The sequence below is a fragment of the Streptomyces sp. NPDC050636 genome (assembly GCF_040654775.1).
Classification (GTDB): domain Bacteria; phylum Actinomycetota; class Actinomycetes; order Streptomycetales; family Streptomycetaceae; genus Streptomyces.
This window is the reverse complement of record NZ_JBFAIP010000115.1, coordinates 1-17,773: the sequence shown is the minus strand read 5'-3', so window position 1 is coordinate 17,773 and position 17,773 is coordinate 1. Positions and strand designations below refer to the sequence as shown.

Annotated in this window: 15 protein-coding genes; 6 read left to right on the top strand and 9 right to left on the bottom strand. The window is 70.7% G+C overall.

Annotation, left to right across the window (positions count from 1 at the left end):
• Nucleotides 1-323: 323 nt before the first annotated feature.
• Nucleotides 324-701 carry a DUF6114 domain-containing protein gene (locus AB0I10_RS36155; RefSeq protein ID WP_363156976.1) on the bottom strand — a complete coding sequence of 126 codons (378 nt, stop codon included), beginning with the start codon at nt 699-701 and terminating at the stop codon, nt 324-326.
• A gap of 5 nt (nt 702-706) precedes the next feature.
• Nucleotides 707-1,324, bottom strand: a complete 618-nt coding sequence (locus tag AB0I10_RS36150; RefSeq protein WP_363156975.1) for a DUF6230 family protein — start codon at nt 1,322-1,324, stop codon at nt 707-709.
• A gap of 270 nt (nt 1,325-1,594) precedes the next feature.
• Between AB0I10_RS36150 and AB0I10_RS36145 the strand changes: the two genes are divergently transcribed.
• Entirely contained in the window at nt 1,595-2,632 is a 1,038-nt protein-coding gene (locus tag AB0I10_RS36145; protein ID WP_363156974.1) for a polyprenyl synthetase family protein, read from the top strand.
• A 67-nt stretch (nt 2,633-2,699) separates the two neighbouring features.
• Here the strand turns inward: AB0I10_RS36145 and AB0I10_RS36140 are convergent, their stop codons facing one another.
• Both AB0I10_RS36140 and AB0I10_RS36135 read right to left on the bottom strand, forming a co-directional pair.
• Nucleotides 2,700-4,700, bottom strand: a complete 2,001-nt coding sequence (locus AB0I10_RS36140; protein ID WP_363156973.1) for a nitrate- and nitrite sensing domain-containing protein — start codon at nt 4,698-4,700, stop codon at nt 2,700-2,702.
• 285 nt (nt 4,701-4,985) lie between these two features.
• Nucleotides 4,986-6,116 carry a hypothetical protein gene (locus AB0I10_RS36135; protein ID WP_363156972.1) on the bottom strand — a complete coding sequence of 377 codons (1,131 nt, stop codon included), beginning with the start codon at nt 6,114-6,116 and terminating at the stop codon, nt 4,986-4,988.
• Nucleotides 6,117-6,186: 70 nt separating this feature from the next.
• Between AB0I10_RS36135 and AB0I10_RS36130 the strand changes: the two genes are divergently transcribed.
• The gene (locus AB0I10_RS36130) at nt 6,187-6,678 is read left to right on the top strand and encodes a MarR family transcriptional regulator (RefSeq protein WP_363156971.1); all 492 of its coding nucleotides are present in this window, start codon (nt 6,187-6,189) and stop codon (nt 6,676-6,678) included.
• 122 nt (nt 6,679-6,800) lie between these two features.
• The gene (locus AB0I10_RS36125) at nt 6,801-7,514 is read left to right on the top strand and encodes a flavodoxin family protein (RefSeq protein ID WP_363156970.1); all 714 of its coding nucleotides are present in this window, start codon (nt 6,801-6,803) and stop codon (nt 7,512-7,514) included.
• Nucleotides 7,515-7,596: 82 nt separating this feature from the next.
• Here the strand turns inward: AB0I10_RS36125 and AB0I10_RS36120 are convergent, their stop codons facing one another.
• Both AB0I10_RS36120 and AB0I10_RS36115 read right to left on the bottom strand, forming a co-directional pair.
• Nucleotides 7,597-7,851: a hypothetical protein gene (locus AB0I10_RS36120; RefSeq protein WP_363156969.1), complete on the bottom strand. Its 255-nt coding sequence runs from the start codon at nt 7,849-7,851 to the stop codon at nt 7,597-7,599.
• A gap of 19 nt (nt 7,852-7,870) precedes the next feature.
• Nucleotides 7,871-9,331, bottom strand: coding sequence for a hypothetical protein (locus AB0I10_RS36115; RefSeq protein ID WP_363156968.1), 1,461 nt, complete (start codon nt 9,329-9,331; stop codon nt 7,871-7,873).
• Nucleotides 9,332-10,245: 914 nt separating this feature from the next.
• Here AB0I10_RS36115 and AB0I10_RS36110 point away from each other — a divergent pair.
• Complete coding sequence (locus AB0I10_RS36110; RefSeq protein WP_363156967.1) at nt 10,246-10,977, top strand: MerR family transcriptional regulator; 732 nt, start codon at nt 10,246-10,248, stop codon at nt 10,975-10,977.
• Between the two features lie 15 nt (nt 10,978-10,992).
• Here the strand turns inward: AB0I10_RS36110 and AB0I10_RS36105 are convergent, their stop codons facing one another.
• Entirely contained in the window at nt 10,993-13,686 is a 2,694-nt protein-coding gene (locus AB0I10_RS36105; protein WP_363156966.1) for a SpoIIE family protein phosphatase, read from the bottom strand.
• A 236-nt stretch (nt 13,687-13,922) separates the two neighbouring features.
• On the opposite strand from AB0I10_RS36105, the gene AB0I10_RS36100 reads away from it, so the two are divergent.
• Together AB0I10_RS36100 and AB0I10_RS36095 are read left to right on the top strand one after the other, a co-directional pair.
• Nucleotides 13,923-14,099 carry a hypothetical protein gene (locus tag AB0I10_RS36100; RefSeq protein WP_363156965.1) on the top strand — a complete coding sequence of 59 codons (177 nt, stop codon included), beginning with the start codon at nt 13,923-13,925 and terminating at the stop codon, nt 14,097-14,099.
• A gap of 12 nt (nt 14,100-14,111) precedes the next feature.
• Nucleotides 14,112-14,465: a hypothetical protein gene (locus AB0I10_RS36095; RefSeq protein WP_363156963.1), complete on the top strand. Its 354-nt coding sequence runs from the start codon at nt 14,112-14,114 to the stop codon at nt 14,463-14,465.
• Between the two features lie 197 nt (nt 14,466-14,662).
• Here the strand turns inward: AB0I10_RS36095 and AB0I10_RS36090 are convergent, their stop codons facing one another.
• Both AB0I10_RS36090 and AB0I10_RS36085 read right to left on the bottom strand, forming a co-directional pair.
• Nucleotides 14,663-16,120, bottom strand: coding sequence for an APC family permease (locus AB0I10_RS36090; RefSeq protein WP_363156962.1), 1,458 nt, complete (start codon nt 16,118-16,120; stop codon nt 14,663-14,665).
• Nucleotides 16,121-16,343: 223 nt separating this feature from the next.
• On the bottom strand, nt 16,344-17,773 hold a 1,430-nt coding region (locus AB0I10_RS36085; RefSeq protein WP_363156961.1), incomplete at its 5' end, for a GAF domain-containing SpoIIE family protein phosphatase.

The window sequence follows — 17,773 nt, the reverse complement described above, 5'->3', positions numbered from 1 at the left end:
ACCCCCCACACGAAACCCACCACCACACCAAACACCACGAACGCACCCATCCACCCACAACCCGACAATCACCCAACAACACAAACCACCACCACTCATGCACCACACACACCACCCACCACGGCTGCAACCGCGCAGACGCAAGGTGGAACCGCCTCGGGAACGGGCCCGGCCGGCAGGCGGTACGCGCATAGTGCGGTACCGCGGTGCCGTGCCGTCCTTTCGCAAATCTCGGAACGGCTGTCTGCTGCTGGTCAGTCACGACCGGGCCCTGCTGGACCGTACTGATCGCAGGTTCTGGCACACCGGCAGGCGGATTCCCGCTAGCTGGACGGTCGCGCCGGGAAAACCGGGCCCTCCCTCACGGGCGTCCAAGCCAGCGCCAGCGAGCCGCCCAATGCGGCCAGGAGGAAGCCGATCAGAAAGCCACCGAGGTTGGACAGCACCAGACTGAGCAGCGCGCAGACGAGGCTGGTGGCACCCGCGTAATAGCGGCGCTGCGGGTCGGTCCACATGGTCAGGCCCGCGACGATCTGCAGTACGCCCAGGATCCAGCCGGCGGGGGCTCCCGCGCCGGACAGGCTCAGCAGGCCGGGGGCGGCGGCGACCACCGTGATCAGCTCGGCTCCGGCGGCGATGGTGCACACACCGCCGACGAAGGGGCATGAGCGCCGCCATCGCCGTCGCGTCTCCCGGCTCACGGGTGTCACCGCCGCGCCCTGTCCGGCAGTCGGCAGGGGCTGTGGCCGGTGCGTACGTCGAGGCCCAGGCCCTTGATGGAGAAGGTTCCGGCGGTGGCGGTACCGGCCTGGATGGTGATGTCGCGCAGCGTGGCGCTGTCGGAGTGGTAGCCGGTGCTGCCATCGGTCGGTTCGATGACGAGTTCGTGCAGGTCGAGCCGGCCCGACGCGTGGTACGCGTCCATGGCCAGGTCGGTGGCGTGGACCGAGCGCGCCGTCAGCACCATGGTCATCCGGCCCACGACCGGAAGGCGCATCGTGGAGGACTGGCACAGGCCGGCCACCTCGGCCTCCGACCAGCGGGTCAGCACCGCGGCCCGGCCGGTGCCGGGTGAGACGCCGAGCTGCATGCCGAACCCCTTCGACCGCAGCCGCTCGACCGTCACCGTGAACGGCATGCCGCTGGTGAAGGACGCGGCAACGGCGCCGTCGGCGATGCTCCCGAGGATGGCCGCGGCGGTCACCAGGGTCGGCAGCAGGACGAGCGCGGCTCGTCTGCGGCTCGTGCGGCCGACGGGACGAGCAGAGGGCGCAGACGGCGCGGACGGCGTAGCGGGGTGGCTTCCTGTGGTGTCGCTGACCATGTCACGCCCACCTCGTGATCGAAGATCGATGATCGGAGATCGATGGATCGATGGATCGATGGATCGACAGAATGACGGAACGACCGAGTAGCGCAATGACAGAGTGACGGAATGACGGATCTCCTCCAAATTAGCGGGAGTTGACAGTCCGATCGCATCGGCGGGTGCCACTTTCATCCGGACCGGTGAACGTCCTCGATGTGGGGCGGACCGACCTGGCGTGAACAGGAACATGGGACGCCGGTCGCCCCGACGGATCGGAGATTCGTAATGGCAGTGGTGGTTGATGTGGTCGACGGCAGTGGTCTCACGTCTCGGCTGAGGAAAGACCTGGGCCGGGTCGAGGCGCGACTCGTCGAGCTGGCGCAGGTGGGGCGGGCGGACATGGCCGACGCCGTCGGCTATCAGGTCGGCGGCAGCCGGCGGCGACTGCGCCCGCAGCTGACCCTGCTCACTTACTATCTGACGGCCGACGACCCCGCCGTGACCACCGATGCCGTCATCGACGCCGCGACCGCAACGGAGATGCTGCACGTCGGCACGGTCTACCACGACGATGTGATCGACCAGGCGCCCACGCGGCACGGACGGGAGAGCGTCAACGCGCGCTGGGGCGCGGGGATGGCCATCCTGGCCGGCGACTACGTCGTCGCCCGGTCCTTCGCCCTGTTGGCAGCGCTCGGTCAGCGCGAAGCCGTGCTCATGGCCGGTCTCGCCTGCGAGCTGGCCGAAGGCATGGTCGCGGAGATGCTGGAACGCTTCGCCCCCGAACGCACGGAAGAGTCCGTGCTGTCGGTCATTTCGAAGAAGACGGCGCCGCTGATGTCGTACAGCTGCGGCGTAGGCGCTCTCCAGGGGTGTCGGCACGATGCCTGCACCGACGCCATGCTGGGGTTCGGGCACGAGATCGGCCTTGCGTACCAACTCATGGACGATGTACTCGATATGACGGCCACAAGGGAGCAACTCGGCAAACCTGTCGGCAACGACATCCGGGAAGGTGTTTACACCGTTCCTCTCCTCCGGGCCCTGCGCCGCGATCCGGGAATTCGCCCCCTTCTACGTCCCGGAATCACCGACGAGGAGGCCGCGCAAATCCTCCAGCGAGTGCGCAGCAGTGGTGCCATCGACGAGACGATGGGCCTCATCGGCGGACACGTCGATCGTGCCGTGTGCCATCTGCGGTCGGTGGAGGAGTGCGGGAGGCGGCCGGAAGTCGCGCGGTTCATCGAGGAGTTCGTACGCGAGCTTCTCTCCCCGGCGGCCCTTTCCCGACCGCCCCGGCCGAGGCCCGCCGCGGAGCAATGAGAGCGGGAGCGGTAGGGGGTGGGGGTAGGGGTAACGGGAGCGGGAGTTGGCACCTGCCCCGACTGGTTCAGCCGACCGTCGCCGGCTCCGCCTCCTGAGCGTGGACGAGCGTGTTCGGCAGGGCGATGTACGCGGTGACTCCGCAGGTGCCGTCCCGCCCCTCGGTGGGGCACAGTTCGACCTGTGCCCCGAGTCGGGTTGCCAGGGTCCCGACGACGTAGTGGCCGAGGGTGGGGGTCCCCCCTGTTCGAGCAGAGCCGAGGACTTGGGGGTGGGTGGGGGCGACCAGGAAGGGTTCGCGGCCCGTGAGACGGGCGTTGGAACGGGCCAGTTCCTGGGCGGTCATGCCGGAACCGCGGTCGACGACCGCGAGGCAGTACTCGCCGCCGTCGCGCCAGCCGTAGATCTCGACCGGGCGCGAGGGCGGCGAGAAGACCAGCGCGTTCTCGATGAGTTCGGCGAGCAGATGGGAGAGTTCGGCGACGGCCCGGCCACGGATCCGGCCGTCCTGTACGTCGACCACGGCGACGCGTTGGTACTGCTCGACCTCGGCGATCGCCGACTGCACCACCTCGGCCGCCGTCACCAGGCCCGGCCAGGTGCGTGGCGACAGCCCCTCCCCCGCGAGGACGAGCAGCGACTCGGCATTGCGGCGCATGCGCGTGGCCAGGTGGTCCAGTTCGAAGAGTTCGCCGAGTGCGTCCGGGTCGATCTCCTGGCTCTCCAGGGTGGTGATCAGGCCGAGCTGGCGGGAGAGCAGTGCCTGGTTGCGGCGGCCGAGGCCGGCGAGTGACTCGGAGGTGTTGCGGCGGAGTACGGCCTGCTCGGTGGCCAGGCCGATCGCGGTGTCCTCGACATTGTGTAGGGCGGTGGCGAGCCGGCTGAACTCGCGGGCGCTGTCCGGGATTCGGCGGGACGGTCCGGGTCCGGGGACGAGTTCGTCGCCCGCGTCGGCCGCCTGAATCCGGGCGACGGCGGCGGGCAGGCCGGTACGGGCCACCGAGTCGGCCTCATCGGCGAGTGCGGCCAGCGGCCGGGTGATCGAGCGGGAGGAGAGCATGGCGAGCGCGGTGGCGACCGCGAGGATCAGCACACCGAGGCCGATGAAGCCGCCCAGCTGACCGGTGGCGTCGTCCCCGATCCGGTCCGCGCGCTGCCGTACGTCGGTGCCGATCTTCCGCTGTACGTCGTGGAGTTGGTCGACGAGCGCGGTCATCGACGACCACCAGCTGCGGGGGTCAACGGCGAGCCGGGTGCCGTCGGCTCCGCGCTCGGCCGTCTTCTCGTAGCGTGTGGCGCGCCGGGCGTCGTCGGTGGCGAAGACGGCGTCGAGCGCGGACTGCTGGGCGGGGGTGGCGAGTTCCGCGTACCGGCGCAGGAAGGCCAGTCGGTCCGCCCGTACTTCGGTGAAGTCGAGGAACTCGTCTCCCTTGAAACGTCCTTCCGCGAAGACCCCGTTGAGGGAACCGCGTTCCAGGGCGACCGCTTCGGTGGACCGGGTGAGGGCTTGCAGGGCACCCATCGCATCGGCCAGCGCGCGGTCACCACCGGCGGGTTCCGCCGCAGCGGCAGCGATCAGTCCACCGATCGCCTTGGTGTACGCGGCCAGGGTCGGCACGCGCTGGGCGGTGCCGGTGTCCACCTTGCGGCGCTCGACGGCCAGCGCGACGACCGGGGCAAGCGCGTCCTGTAAAGCGTCGGCGGTGTCCGTTTCCATGCCGTCCGCCCCGAGCAGCGCATCGAAGCCGGTAAGGGTGGTGTCGGTACGTGCGCGCTGGGCGGCGACATCGTCGCGGTACGCCGCGGCGCCGCCCAGCAGCCCATTGGTGAGGCCACGCTCGCGCTGGAGCTCGCGCACCAGATCCTGGGCCTTGAGGACGAGCTCGACCCGGCCGGCGGTCTCACGTGCCGCGGACCAGTCGGCGGCGCGGTCGGCGACGCCGAGGCCGGTCACGACCAGGAGCAGACAGGTGGGGACGGCGAGCACGATGGCCACCCGGCCACGGATCGTGCGCCAGCCGGGGAGAGTGAGCGGTTGTGGCAGAAGGCGTCGTTGGATACGCGTCACGCCCGATGACGATACGAACCGGAATGCGCCGCGCGGTTTCCCGGCGGTAAGGGGCTGGTTGCTCCCGGCTCACAGGAGGCGGGGCGGCGCCGCGCCCCGTATGCCATGTTCCTGTAACGCCGAGCGGACGGGCCGCCGAGGCCGCTTGTCTCCGTCACAGGTCGTTGCCCGACGACCGAAGAAGCGGCTGCCCCTCGCCGCGGCAGAGCGCTGAGCCGCGCCGAGGGGCAACCGCCGTCACAGGAGGTGATCGCGCTCAAGGGGCTACCCGGGCGTTCCCCGGAATTACGGCGTGCCGGGCCGTAGACCGCCGACGCCCCCGCCGGCGTCCAGGCGGTTGATGCGCCGCTGTGCGGCGAACGCGGCGGCCGGGTAGCGGGGGTCGGGCCGCAGGGCGTATTCGCGCAGGCATGCCTCGGTGAACTTGATGACGTGCTCGTCGCCGTGTTCGGCGGCCCGTGCGCCGAGTTCGTCCATCGGGGGCAGGTCCGGGACTTCGGACCGCCAGGCCGTCGTCCCCTCGTCGCGCCGGTCGACCGTGAAGGCCAGCAGGAACGCCGCATGCACCTGCCACAGCTGGGCCAGCGTCGGCTCGTACAGTTCGTGCGGCAGGTGCGGGAGTACGAGGCGTACGGCGGCGGGCGCGGTGACGCCGTGGATCAGTGGGACCGGGTACACCTCGGGGTGGCCGAGGTAGACGTCGGCGAACTGGGCCGTCATCTCGGACAGCAGCCGGGGCGCCTGTTCCGGGGCCAGCCACTCCAACGACTCGTGGTAGCCGGGTAGTTCGGCGAGGGTGTCCAGGCGGTGGCGGGCGGTGCCCGGCCCGAGTCCGCCGTCCTGCGGCACGCGGGGCAGCGCGGCGACGGCGGCGGGCAGGTCGTAGGTGCCGCAGAGTCGCGGGCGGCCGGGTAGTCCCGTGTAGCGGGCGGCCCAGTACGCCAGGCCGCGTGCCAGCTCGGTCAGCTGGAGCCGGGTCGGCCGGTCGGCGGCGGAGAGGCCGCGTACCGCGTGGGCGGTGCGGATGAGGCCGTGGGTCAGGCCGGCGAACAGGCCCGGAATCAGGCGTGGCCACCAGCGGACGAGGACCTCGCGCCAGTGCGCCTCGGCAAGTTCGCGGACGAACAGCCGCTCCCAGTCCCCGGCACGGTGGAAGGCCCCGAGCGCGGGGCGCCAGGAGGACTCGTCCGCGGGGTCCAGGGCGAAGCGCGCGGCGGGCGGTTCGTGGTGCTCCATGGCGCGCCGGTAGCGCCCGACCCATCGGGCGACCTCGTCCTCCTGTCCGAGCAGGGCAAGCGCCTCGGCACCCATCGGGCCGTGGTTGGCGAGGTCGGCGCCCTGTCCGCGCTCGTACCCGAGATCGTCCATCCGTTCCAGGGCGTCGTTGAGGGCATCGCGGTAGCTGATCGACGGCATGGGAGTGCTCACCTTCAGGAGATTCGGATATCCCAATGGTTTGGAAATCCAAACCATCTACACTCGCAGTATGCCGCACACGCACGAGTCCGGGAAAGCGCCCCGGATGCTGACCCCTGGCGAACTCCAAGTCACCGGCCTGGTACCGCTGTTGGAGCCGTTCTTCCGGGGCGCGGTGGTACGGGATCTCATGCCGGCGCCGCTGCGCGAGGCGATGGAGACGCACGGGCTGACGCCGCGCCACGGCGCCGTACTCCCCCAGCTGATGGCCGGACAGCCGCTGGCCGTGAGTGAGATCGCCCGGCGGCTCCATGTGTCGCTGCCCACCGCGAGCGAGCTGGTCGGCGCCCTGAACCGGGCCGGGATCGTGCAACGCACCGAGGACCCGGCCAACCGCCGCCGGGTCCTGGTGTCCCTGGCCGACGCATACCGCGCACCGCTCGAAACCTTCGTCGCCCGGCGGAGCGAGCCGCTGCTGCGCGCCCTCGACGGGCTGTCGCCGGGCGAGCGGGACGGCTTCCTGGCAGGTCTGACGGCCTGGGTCCGCGAGGTGCAGAGCTGAGGCACGCCGGCGTCCGGCATCCCCTCGCCCGCCCCCTCATGCATTCGGGGCCATCCCAGTGGCCCGCCCTGGCCGGCGGCAGCAGGCTGGTGGCGCATCCGCGTCGCCACAAGGAGTTCCCGATGGCCCCGGCATACCGCTACGACGACCTGAGCGCCCTGTACGTCAACTGCACGCTCAAGCGCTCCCCCGAAACCAGCAACACCGAGGGGCTCATCGACAAGAGCCGCGGGCTCATGGAGGGCAACGGTGTCGCCACCGAGCTGATCCGCGCCATCGACCACGACATCGCCACCGGGGTCTGGCCGGACATGACCGAGCACGGCTGGGAGTCCGACGCCTGGCCGGAGCTGTACGCGAAAGTGCAGGGCGCGGACATTCTCGTGCTCTGCGGCCCGATCTGGCTCGGCGACAACAGCTCAGTGATGAAACAGGTCATCGAGCGGCTCTACGCCTGCTCCAGCGTCCTCAACGACCGCGGCCAGTACGCCTACTACGGCAGAGCGGGCGGCTGCCTCATCACCGGCAACGAGGACGGCGTCAAGCACTGCTCGATGAACGTGCTCTACAGCCTCCAGCACCTCGGCTACACCATCCCGCCACAGGCCGACGCCGGCTGGATCGGTGAGGCCGGGCCCGGACCCTCGTACCTGGACCCGGGCTCGGGCGGCCCGGAGAACGACTTCACCAACCGCAACACGGCATTCATGACCTGGAACCTGATGCATATCGCGGCCATGCTCAAACAGGCGGGCGGCATCCCGGCGCACGGCAACCAGCGCACCGAGTGGGATGCCGGCTGCCGCTCGGACTCCGCCAACCCGGAACACCGCTGAGATTCCGGCAACCTCCCCATGGTGCGAGCGGACCGTCCGACCTGTCCGACCGTCCGCGCTGTCCGACCGTCCGCCCAGGCCGCTACGCCAAGGCTTCCTCCAGGAATGCCCCCGTCCGTGACGCGCTCGTCTGCGCGATCTCCTTGGGCGTCCCTTCCGCCACGATCTCGCCGCCGGCCGCGCCACCCGCCGGGCCGAGGTCGATGACCCAGTCCGACGCGCGGACCACATCGAGGTCGTGCTCGATGGTGACGACGGTGTGACCGGCGTCGACGAGCCGCTGGAGTACGGCGAGGAGGCGGGCGGTGTCGGCGGCGTGCAGGCCGGATGGGGGCACCTCCCATGCCCGTTCAGGGCTATGGGGGAGGCTCGTCCAGGAGGTAGAGGGTGCGACCCCTCGCGCGGCGGCCGAGTTCCTTGGCCAGCTTGATGCGCTGGGCCTCGCCGCCGGAGAGCGTGGTGGCCGGCTGGCCCAGTGGCAGATAGCCGAGTCCGACGTCCGACATGCGCTGCAGGCGCGAAGCGACCGCCGGTACGCCGGCGAAGACCGCAAGCGCCTCGTCGACCGTCGCCTCCAGCACTTCGGCGATGTCGTGGCCCTCATACCGCACCTGGAGCACCTCGCCCCGGAAGCGGCGCCCCTGGCACGCGGGACAGCACACCTCCACCGAGGGCAGGAAGTGCATCTGCACGCTGAGGACGCCCGCGCCCTCGCAGCGTTCGCAGCGGCCGCCGGGGACGTTGAAGGAGAAGTGCCCCGGGGTGAGGGCCCGTTCGCGCGCGTCCGCGGTCGCCGCGAAGGCCTCGCGGATCGGGGTGAACGCGTCGGAGTAGGTCGCCGCGTTGGACCCCGGCAGCCGGCTGATGGGCTGCTGGTCGATCGTCACGATCTTGTCGAGATGCTGCCAGCCGTCGATCCCGTCATGGTCGGCGGGCGCCTCGCTCGCGCCGTAGAAGCGCTGCCGGGCGGCGCGGTCGAGGATGTCGAGGAGCAGGGACGACTTGCCCGAGCCGGAGGGGCCGGTGACCGCGACCAGGAGCCCCAGCGGGATCCGTACGGTGAGGTTCTTGAGGTTGTGGGCGCGGGCGCCGCGGATGAGCAGGGCCTCGCCACTCCCGGGACGGCGTGCCTCGGGTACGGGCATGCGCAGGCGCCCCGCGAGGTGGTCGCCGGTGACCGAGCCCCGGCTCGCGGCGACCTGCGCGGGCGTGCCCTCGGCGACGATACGGCCGCCGTCGCACCCCGCGCCCGGCCCGACGTCGACAAGGTGGTCCGCCGCCCGCAGCACGTCGAGATCGTGCTCGATGACCAGGACGGTGTTGCCCAAGTCCCGTAGGCGGCACAGCACTTCGATCAGCCGCCCGGTGTCGGCGGGATGCAGGCCGATGGTGGGTTCGTCGAGTACGTACAGCACTCCGGTGAGCCCGGAGCCGAGCAGCGCGGCGAGGCGCAGCCGCTGGGTCTCACCCGCGGAGAGGCTGGGCGTCGCCTGTTCCAGGGTCAGGTAGCCGACGCCGACGTCGACCAGCCGGCGGACGCGCTCGCTCAGGTCGGCGACGATGGGCTCGGTGACGAGCCATGGATCCCCGGTGAGGTGCTCCCGGAGTGCGTCGAGCCACCGGGCGAGCTCGTCCAGTGGCAGGCGCACGGCGTCGACGATGGTCAGACCCGCGACGGTGACGCGCCGACTCTCAGGGCGCAGCCGCGTGCCCGCACAGTCCTCGCAGACCTTCTTGACCAGCAACTGCTCTGTCTTGTCACGGTAGTCGGCGTCCTCGATACGGTCGGCGTAGCGCCGCAGCACAGTGCTGACCACGCCCTCGAAGCGGCCGCCGGAGACCGTCGCGGGCGGCTCCACGCCAGGGAAGTGCCGCTGGAATTCCGGGCTTTCGACACCGCGGAGCAGTAGGTCGCGCGTACGTCACCGAGCGCGTTCACGGGGGTGTCCGGGTCGAAGGCGAATCCGTAGTGCTGGGCGGCGGCGTGCAGGACGGGGATGCTGCGCTCGGTGACCTTCGGGTGCCAGCCGAGCACGGCGCCCCCGGCCACACTGCGCTCGCCGTCGACCAGGCGGCGCACATCGGCCTGGAACGTCTCGCCGATACCGGTGCAGGAGGGGCAGGCGCCGGCGGGTTTGTTGAACGAGAAGTTCCCCATCTGCAGTTCGGGGGCCGGTGCCGCGCAGTGGGGGCAGGGCACGAACCGTCCGGACTCGGACGCCTCGTCGTCCCAGGTCTCGTCCCCGCTGATCTGGTGCGTAGGCGGGGTGTCGCGTCCGCACGCGGGACACGGGCGATGGTCGATGCGGGCCCACAGCAACCGCAGGTAGGTGAAGACCTCGGTGACCGTGCCGACCGTCGACCGCGGACTGCGGTTCGTCAGGTGCTGGTCCACGCTGATCGACGGCGACAGGCCGGTGATCGAGTCGACGGCGGGCTTGCTGACGAAGCCGGTGACCATGCCCAGCGATTCGAGGTACTGGCGCTGGCCCTCCCTGTGGAGCGTGTCGAGGGCGAGCGTGGATTTGCCTGATCCGGAGAGGCCGGTCAGGACGACGAGTCTGTTCTTCGGAAGGGTGAGTGTGAGGTTCTTGAGGTTGTGCAGGCGGGCGCCTTTGACGCGGATGAACTCGTCCATGGCTTCAAGTTTCCCATTGAAGTACCTAGTTGAAGGTTGTGTGGCAACTGGGGCGGAAGCAGTGGTGATTTGGTGCGGGTAACCTTCAAACCGATGATGAAGCCCTCCGGTCTCCGCCCGGTCGATCTGGCCCGCCTCGCGGGCGTCTCGGCCCAGCAGATCCGCAACTACGAAGCCGCGGGCGTACTGCCTCCGGTCGCACGCACGCCGTCCGGCTACCGCACCTTCGGGGACGAGCACCGGAAGGCCCTGCTCACCTACCGGGCCCTCGCGAAGGGATACGGGACCGGCACCGCGCAGGCCGTACTGCGGGCCGTGCACGCGGGCGACGTGCCGGAGGCGCTCGCGCTCATCGACGCCGCGCACGCCGCCCTGCACGAGCAGCGGCTCTCCCTGCGGGCGGCGAGCGAGGCCCTCCAAGCGATCGCACGGCAGTCCCCGGACGCCCCGTCGCTGCCCCGCTCCAGCCTGCGGATCGGCGAGGTCGCCGCGCATCTGGGAGTGCGCACCTCTGCGCTCCGGGTGTGGGAGGCCGCTGGGCTGGTGACCCCGCAACGCGAGCCGGGCACCGGCTACCGCCACTACAGCCCCACCGACGTCCGCGACGCGCGGCTCATCCACATCCTGCGCCAGAGCCGCTATCTGCTGCCGCAGATCCGGCCCGTCCTCGAAGGGCTGCGCGAGACGGGCAGCACCGACGCACTGCGCGCGGCGGTCGCCCAGCGCCAGGAGGGGCTGACGCGGCGGACGACGGCCATGCTCGAAGGGGCGGGTCTCCTGCACGGCTACCTGACGGATGAACGGCCGCCGTCCGCCGCCCAGTAAGCCGCGCCCCACCCGCTAGGGGAACCCGCCCTCGCCCGCCAAGGACTGTTCCGTCCAGATCACCTTGCCGCCCGCCATGTACCGCGTCCCCCAACGCTCCGCCAGTTGGGCGACGAGGAACAGGCCCCGTCCGCCCTCATCCGTGGTGGCGGCCTGCCTCAGATGCGGCGAAGTGCTGCTGCGGTCGGAGACCTCGCAGATCAGCGAGCGGTCGCAGATCAGACGTACGCGGATGGGGCCGCTGGCGTAGCGGATCGCGTTGGTGACCAGTTCGCTGAGGATGAGTTCGGTGGTGAAGGACTCGTCGGCCAGATCCCACTCGCCGAGCTTGGCGACCGCCGCGGCTCGTATGCGGGCGACGGACGACGGATCGGGCGGTACGTCCCAGTCGGCGAGGTGGGTGGTGTCCAGGACCCGGGTGCGGGCGACGAGCAGGGCGATGTCGTCGCTCGGGCTCTCGGGCAGCAGCGCGCCGAGCGCCGCCTCGCAGGTCTCGTCCGGTGTCCGGTCGGTGCGGCCGGCCAGCGTACGGATCAGCAGGGCCATGCCCTCGTCGATGTCCCGGTCCCGGTCCTCGACCAGCCCGTCCGTGTAGAGGACCAGGCGGCTGTCCCTGGGCAGGCTCATTTCCCAGGTCTCGAACGGCAGACCGCCCAGTCCGAGCGGCGGGCCGCCGGGCACTTCGATGAACTCCGCGGCACCGTCCGGCAGCAGCAGCACCGGCTGGATATGGCCGGCCCGCGCCATGGTGCAGTGCCCGGACGCCGGGTCGTAGATCGCGTAGAGGCAGGTGGCGCCGGTCACGCCGCCCTCCGTACCGTCGGCGGCCTCGTCCTGGTCGATGCGCGTGACCAGCTCGTCGAGGTGCCACAGGAGCTCGTCGGGCGGCAGGTCCAGGTTGGCGAAGTTGTGGACCGCGGTACGCAGCCGTCCCATGGTGGCGGCGGCGTGCAGTCCGTGGCCGACGACATCGCCGACGACGAGCGCCACACGGGCGCCGGGCAGCGGAATGATGTCGAACCAGTCCCCGCCGACGCCGCCGAGCCCGCTGAGGCCGGCCTGCGCGGGCAGATACCGGTACGCGGCCTCGACGGCGTTCTGCTCCGGCAGGCCGCGCGGCAGCAGGCTCCGCTGCAGTGCCACCGCCATGGTGTGCTCGCGCGTGTAGCGGCGGGCGTTGTCGACGCTGACCGCGGCGCGGGCGACCAGTTCCTCGGCGAGGGAGAGGTCCTCCTCCTCGAACGGCTCGGGCGTCGCCGCCGAGCGCCAGAAGATCGCCACGCCCAGAATGACGCCCCGGGCACGCAGCGGAACCGCGATCATGGAGTGGAGCCCGCCCGCGACCAGCCGCCGGGCCCGCTCCGGATCCTGCCGCTGCCAGCCGGTGAAAGCCGCCAGGTCCGCTTCGAGGACCGCCTGGCCGTCGACGAGACCGGAGCCCAGCTCGGTCGACGGCTCGAAGCGGATCAGCTTGCCGAGCGGGTAGAGCGCGGTGTGCTCCTGGTCTCCGCCGACGGCCATGCGCCGCATCTCGATACCCGCGGCGGAGGGGGCCGGCTCCTCGCCGCGCAGCACGGTCTCGGCCAGATCGACGGAGACCATGTCGGCGAAGCGGTCGGCGGCGAACTGCGCCAGTTCCTCGCAGGTGCGCACCACGTCGAGGGTGGTGCCGATCTCCGTGCCCGCGTCGTACAGCAGCTTCAGCCGTCCCCGCGCCACATCGGCCCGGCCGGTGAGGGCCCGCAGCTCGGTGGAGTCCCGGAGGGTGGTGACGCTGCCGGGCGGTCCGCCGTCCCGGTCCGTCGACCGCTGGTTGACGGCGAGCAGCCGCTCGCCGACCGGGTGTACCTCGTCGGTCACCATCCGCCCCGAAACCAGCAGCCGGACGGTTTGCGGGTCGAGCCCGAGGTCGGCGACCGCGCGTCCCTCCACATCGGTCGGCAGATCGAGCAGCCGGCGTGCCTCGTCGTTGGCGAGCAGCAGGCGCCCGTCGTCGCCGACGATGATCACGCCCTCGCGTACGGCGTGCAGCACGGCGTCATGATGCTCGTACATCCGGGTCATCTCGGCGGGACCGAGGCCGTGGGTCTGGCGGCGCAGCCTCCGGCTGACCACCGCCGTGCCGCCGGTGGTCAGGAGCAGCACGCCCGCGGCCGCGCCGAACAGCAGCGGGAACTGATCGTTGACGACTCCGCTGACCCGGGCGATGGTGATGCCGGCGGACACCAGCCCGATGACCCGGCCGTCCTTGTCGAAGACCGGGACCACGGCCTGGACCAGGGGCCCGATGGTTCCGACGATCTTCTCCGTGACGACGCCGCCGGCCAGCGCGGGAGCCAGGGTGCCGACGAATTTCTTGCCGATCCGGTCGGGCTTCGGGTGGGTGTAGCGGATTCCGTCGGTGTTCATCACGACGATGAAGTCGACCTCGGAGCGTTTCCGTGCCGCTTCGGCCAGCGGCTGCAGGATCACGGTCGGGTGGGGGCTCCGTAGCGCCTTCTGGATGCCCGGGGAATTGGCGAACGATTCGGCGACGGCAACCGATCTGTTGGCGGCCTCTCGTTGCGCGTCGGTCTGGGACTGCAACACGAGCGCGGTCATGGCGGCGGCGACCAGCAACACCACGATCGCCACCTGCAGGAGAAAGACCTGACCTGCGACAGTTCGCATCCTCAGAACCGAACGCGGGCGGCCGTAGCGTCCGGCCATGTCCTCTTTTTACACCTCCCCCATAAGGTGGGCGAGCCACGCGATGCGCAGCGCGGCGGCCGCTCGGGCTCCACTCCAGGTCGATCTACGGTCCGATGGTCCCGTAGTCCTGGCCAGGACACCAGAGCGCTGACAAACCCGCGGGTAGGTTTCCTGACCGCACAGCCACACCCTTGCCCGATATGCATAATCCTGCGAGGTATTCGCACCAATTCGGGCCGACCACGCCGGCGCTGGTGCGTGTAACTCTGGCCACAGGAGCGGCGGACGCGATGGCCGCGCTCGGCTCGTCGGGGCTGTGCGGCACCTGGCTCAATATGCCTGGTCAGGCCGGTTCGCGGGTGGACCGGGGCCGGTGCGGGAGCGGCGACGAGGCCCTGGATCCGGCCCAGCGGGCCGACGAGCCGGTATGAGACGTTCGTGGGATGCACGTATCGGATGAGATCCGCCCGGAGGAGATCCGCGCCGAGGCGACCGCGCTCATCGACCGCCACGCGCTCGGGACATGGAAGCCGAACGGTGCCGACCGGCGTGCCGCCGTGGCGCTGTTCCGCTTCCTCGAAACAGGTCAGCCGCTCTCGGGCGAGCAGATCCGGTCCGCCCTCTCCCCCGCGGAGTCGGTGGCCGGGGCGAGCGACGGTCTGCTCCATCTGTTGCGCGGGACCGCCGGGCTCCTGGACGAGCCGCACGCCGCCGACAGCCGCGACGGGCGGGACGCCGTCGACCATGTCTGCCTTTTGCTGGATGCCCTCGCCCTCTCCCGGCCGTCCGCCGAGTAAGGCCCACATCGGCACTCGCCGCCCCCTCTCCACCAGTCCCCACTCTCTCCACCACTCCGGCAACGATTACGGAGAGTGACGGGTTCCCGCGACACGCAATGGCCCGGTGCCCGTCTCCTTGAGAGACGGACACCGGGCCATTGCGTTATCGCCGGAGGCTTACGGAGCCGCGGCGGCCCCGGTTGAGCAGTCCCCGATCAAGCAGACACCGTCGCCGGAGCAGCAGCGGCGGGCTCGGCCTCAGGGAGCCGCTCGTCCTCGGGAACCGAGATCACCCAGTGCGTCTGCTGCCGCGGGCGGAGGTAGAACGCCCAGTACAGGGCGGCCGCCGCGACGATGACGCCAGTGATGACCAGGCTCTTCGTGCTCTGCTGGGAGAGCACCCACACCAGCACCACGATGAGTACCACCGGGACCGCCGGCCACAGCGGCATCCGCCATGCCGGCCGGTGCTTGTGTGCCCCGCGACGCGAGACCAGGGCGCCCAGCGCGACGAAGACATACATCGCGGCGACGGCGACGCCGGTGACCTCACTCAGCGTGTCGAGGTTGACGAAGCACAGGGCCGCGCCGGGGACACCCACGGCCAGGGTGGCCGCCCAGGGAGAACCGAAGCGCCGGCCGACGTGGGACAGCACGCGGTTCACGGGGGCCGGCCAGGCGGCGTCGCGTGCCGAGGAGAAGAGCACGCGGGAGTTCTGGATCACCATCACGATCGCGGCGTTGATGATCGCCAGGGCGATGCACAGGCTGACGAAGGTGCCGACGGCCGAGTTGCTCCAGGCCTGCACCATGCCGGCGACGTCACCGGCGCCGAGGGTCGCCAGGTCCGGTGCGCCGAGCGTGATCGCGATGACCGGGACGAGGACGACGGCGACGCCGATGCCCAGCGTCCACAGCACGGTGCGGGAGACATTGCGCCGGGGGTTGTCCATCTCCTCGGCGAGGTACACGGCCGTCGAGAAGCCCTGGAGGATGAAGAGCGCGGTGGCCAGTCCGGTCACGATCAGGCCGGCGGTGATGGCCGTGGTGTGGCCGTGCCCGGCGTCGATCACCGGGTTGACCAGCACGGAGGCGGACCTGTTGGTGTGGCTGAAGCCGAGGAAGGTGACGACCGCGCACGCCACGACCTCCAGCACCAGGAAGATGCCGGTGATCCAGGCGTTGGCGCGCAGATCGAGCAGGCCCATGGCGGTGGCCAGCAGCATGACCGCGGCCGCGGTGTACTGCGGGTCCAGTTGCAGCACCGGGGCCAGATAGTCGGCGGTGCCCAGGGCGATGATCGGCGGGACGATCATGACGACGATCAGCGAGAGCATGAAGACCAGCCAGCCGGCGAGCCGGCCCATCAGCGTGCCGACCATGGCGTACTCGCCGCCGGAGCTCGGTATGAGGGTGCCGAGCTCGGAGTAGGTGAAGGCGACGCCGATACAGAGCAGGGCCGCCACGACGATGGTGAGGGCCGTTCCCGTGCCCAGGCTGGCGAACGAGTCCGGCACGATCACGAACAGGGACGACGCCGGAGTCAGGCAGGACAGCGTGAGCAGCGTACCTCCGACCACACCGATCGAACGCGTGAGTTTGGGGGCGTCCCCCTCCGTCGCGCTACGGGTCTCCTTCTCAGGAGCTGCGGAGGTAACGGGCGTGTTGGGCATATCAGTTATCCATGTCCCATCGGTGCTGGCGGGCTGGAAGGGGGCACCTTCGATGGCGAATGCCGCAAAGGGGTGCCGGCCGGTAGGACATGCAGCACCACTTCGGTGACCGAATGAAACCCCCGCCGAAGACCCCCGTCAAGAACCCGTCAACACTTTGAGACAACGAAATCCGTTGTGAAACGGCGACTAGATAGACCTTTCCATCCCCACGAGGCAGCGATTACGCGGATTTCGCGGCGTCGCGAGAGGTGCGGATTCTTCCGTCGACCGCCACCGGATCCGTTCGGGAATCCTCGCCTCGGACCCGGGCGATGAGCAGCGCGACATCGTCGTGGCCGTACGGAGAGCGCAGCGCGCCCAGCAGGCGGTCGCAGAGCTCTTCCAACGGGCGCTCGGGCTCGGCGAGCAGGCCGAGCAGACTGTCCAGGCGGGTGTCGATGGGCTGGTCGCGGGTTTCGATGAGCCCGTCGGTGTAGAGCACCAGCTGGTCGCCGGCGCGCAACGGCACGGTGGTCTGCTCGAAGCGGACGCCGCCGACTCCGAGCGGGGCGCCGGTGGGCAGGTCGAGCAGTTCGGGAGCCTGGCCGGCCCGGACCAGGACGGGCGGCAGATGCCCCGCGACGGCGATGCGGCACTGCTCGCGGTGCGGGTCGTACACGGCGTACAGGCAGGTGGCGAAGGCCGGGTCCAGACCCGCGGCGATGTGGTCCAGGTGCCGGAGGACCTCGTCGGGGTCCAGGTCGAGGTCGGCCAGGGCGCGGGTGGTGGTGCGCAGTTGGCCCATCGTGGCGGCGGCGTTGATACCGCTGCCCATGACGTCGCCGACCACCAGAGCGGTCTTGTCGCCGGCCACCGGGATGGCGTCGAACCAGTCGCCGCCGACCTCGCTGGCCGCCTGCGCGGGCTGGTAGCGGTAGGCGATCTCCATGCCCGTGGGCTGGCGCGGCCGGTGGTTCATCAGGTGGCGCTGGAGCGTCAGTGCGGTGCGGCGTTCGCTCTGGTACGAGCGGGCGTTGTCGATGCAGACCGCGGCGCGGGCGGCCAGCTCGACGGCGAGCGCCGTATCGTCCTCGTCGAACGGCAGCGGGTTGCGCACCCGGTACAGCGACAGGGCGCCGAGGACCTCGCCGCGGGCGATCAGCGGCACCGCCAGATAGGAGTGCAGTCCGGCTTCCCCGAGGAGGGCGGCGCCCTCCTCGTCGGCGGCGATACGCGGCAGGTCCTTGTCGGTCACCTCGCCCACCAGAACCGGGCGGGCGTCGGTCACACACCGGGTGATGAGGCGGTCGGCGTCGTACGAGGCGATCTGCCCGGTGGGATCGGCGGCGCGGACGGCGTCGGTGGCGTAGGCCGCGGAGACGGCCAGCGCCCGGAAGCGGGCCGGCCCTCCGGGGGTGGGGGAGGCCGGACGCCGGCTGTCCAGGACGGCGTCGAGCACATCCACCGCGGCCAGATCGGCCAGCTCGGGCACGATGACATCGGCGAGTTCATGGGCCGTCTGGACGACGTCGAGAGTGGTGCCGACGGTCGCGGAGGCGTCGGCGATGATGGCGAGACGCCGCCGGGCGCGGGCGGCTTCGGTGGCGGCCCGGTGCTGCTCGGTGACGTCCACGACGGAGGTCGCCAGGCCCAGGACCCGGGCACTGGCGT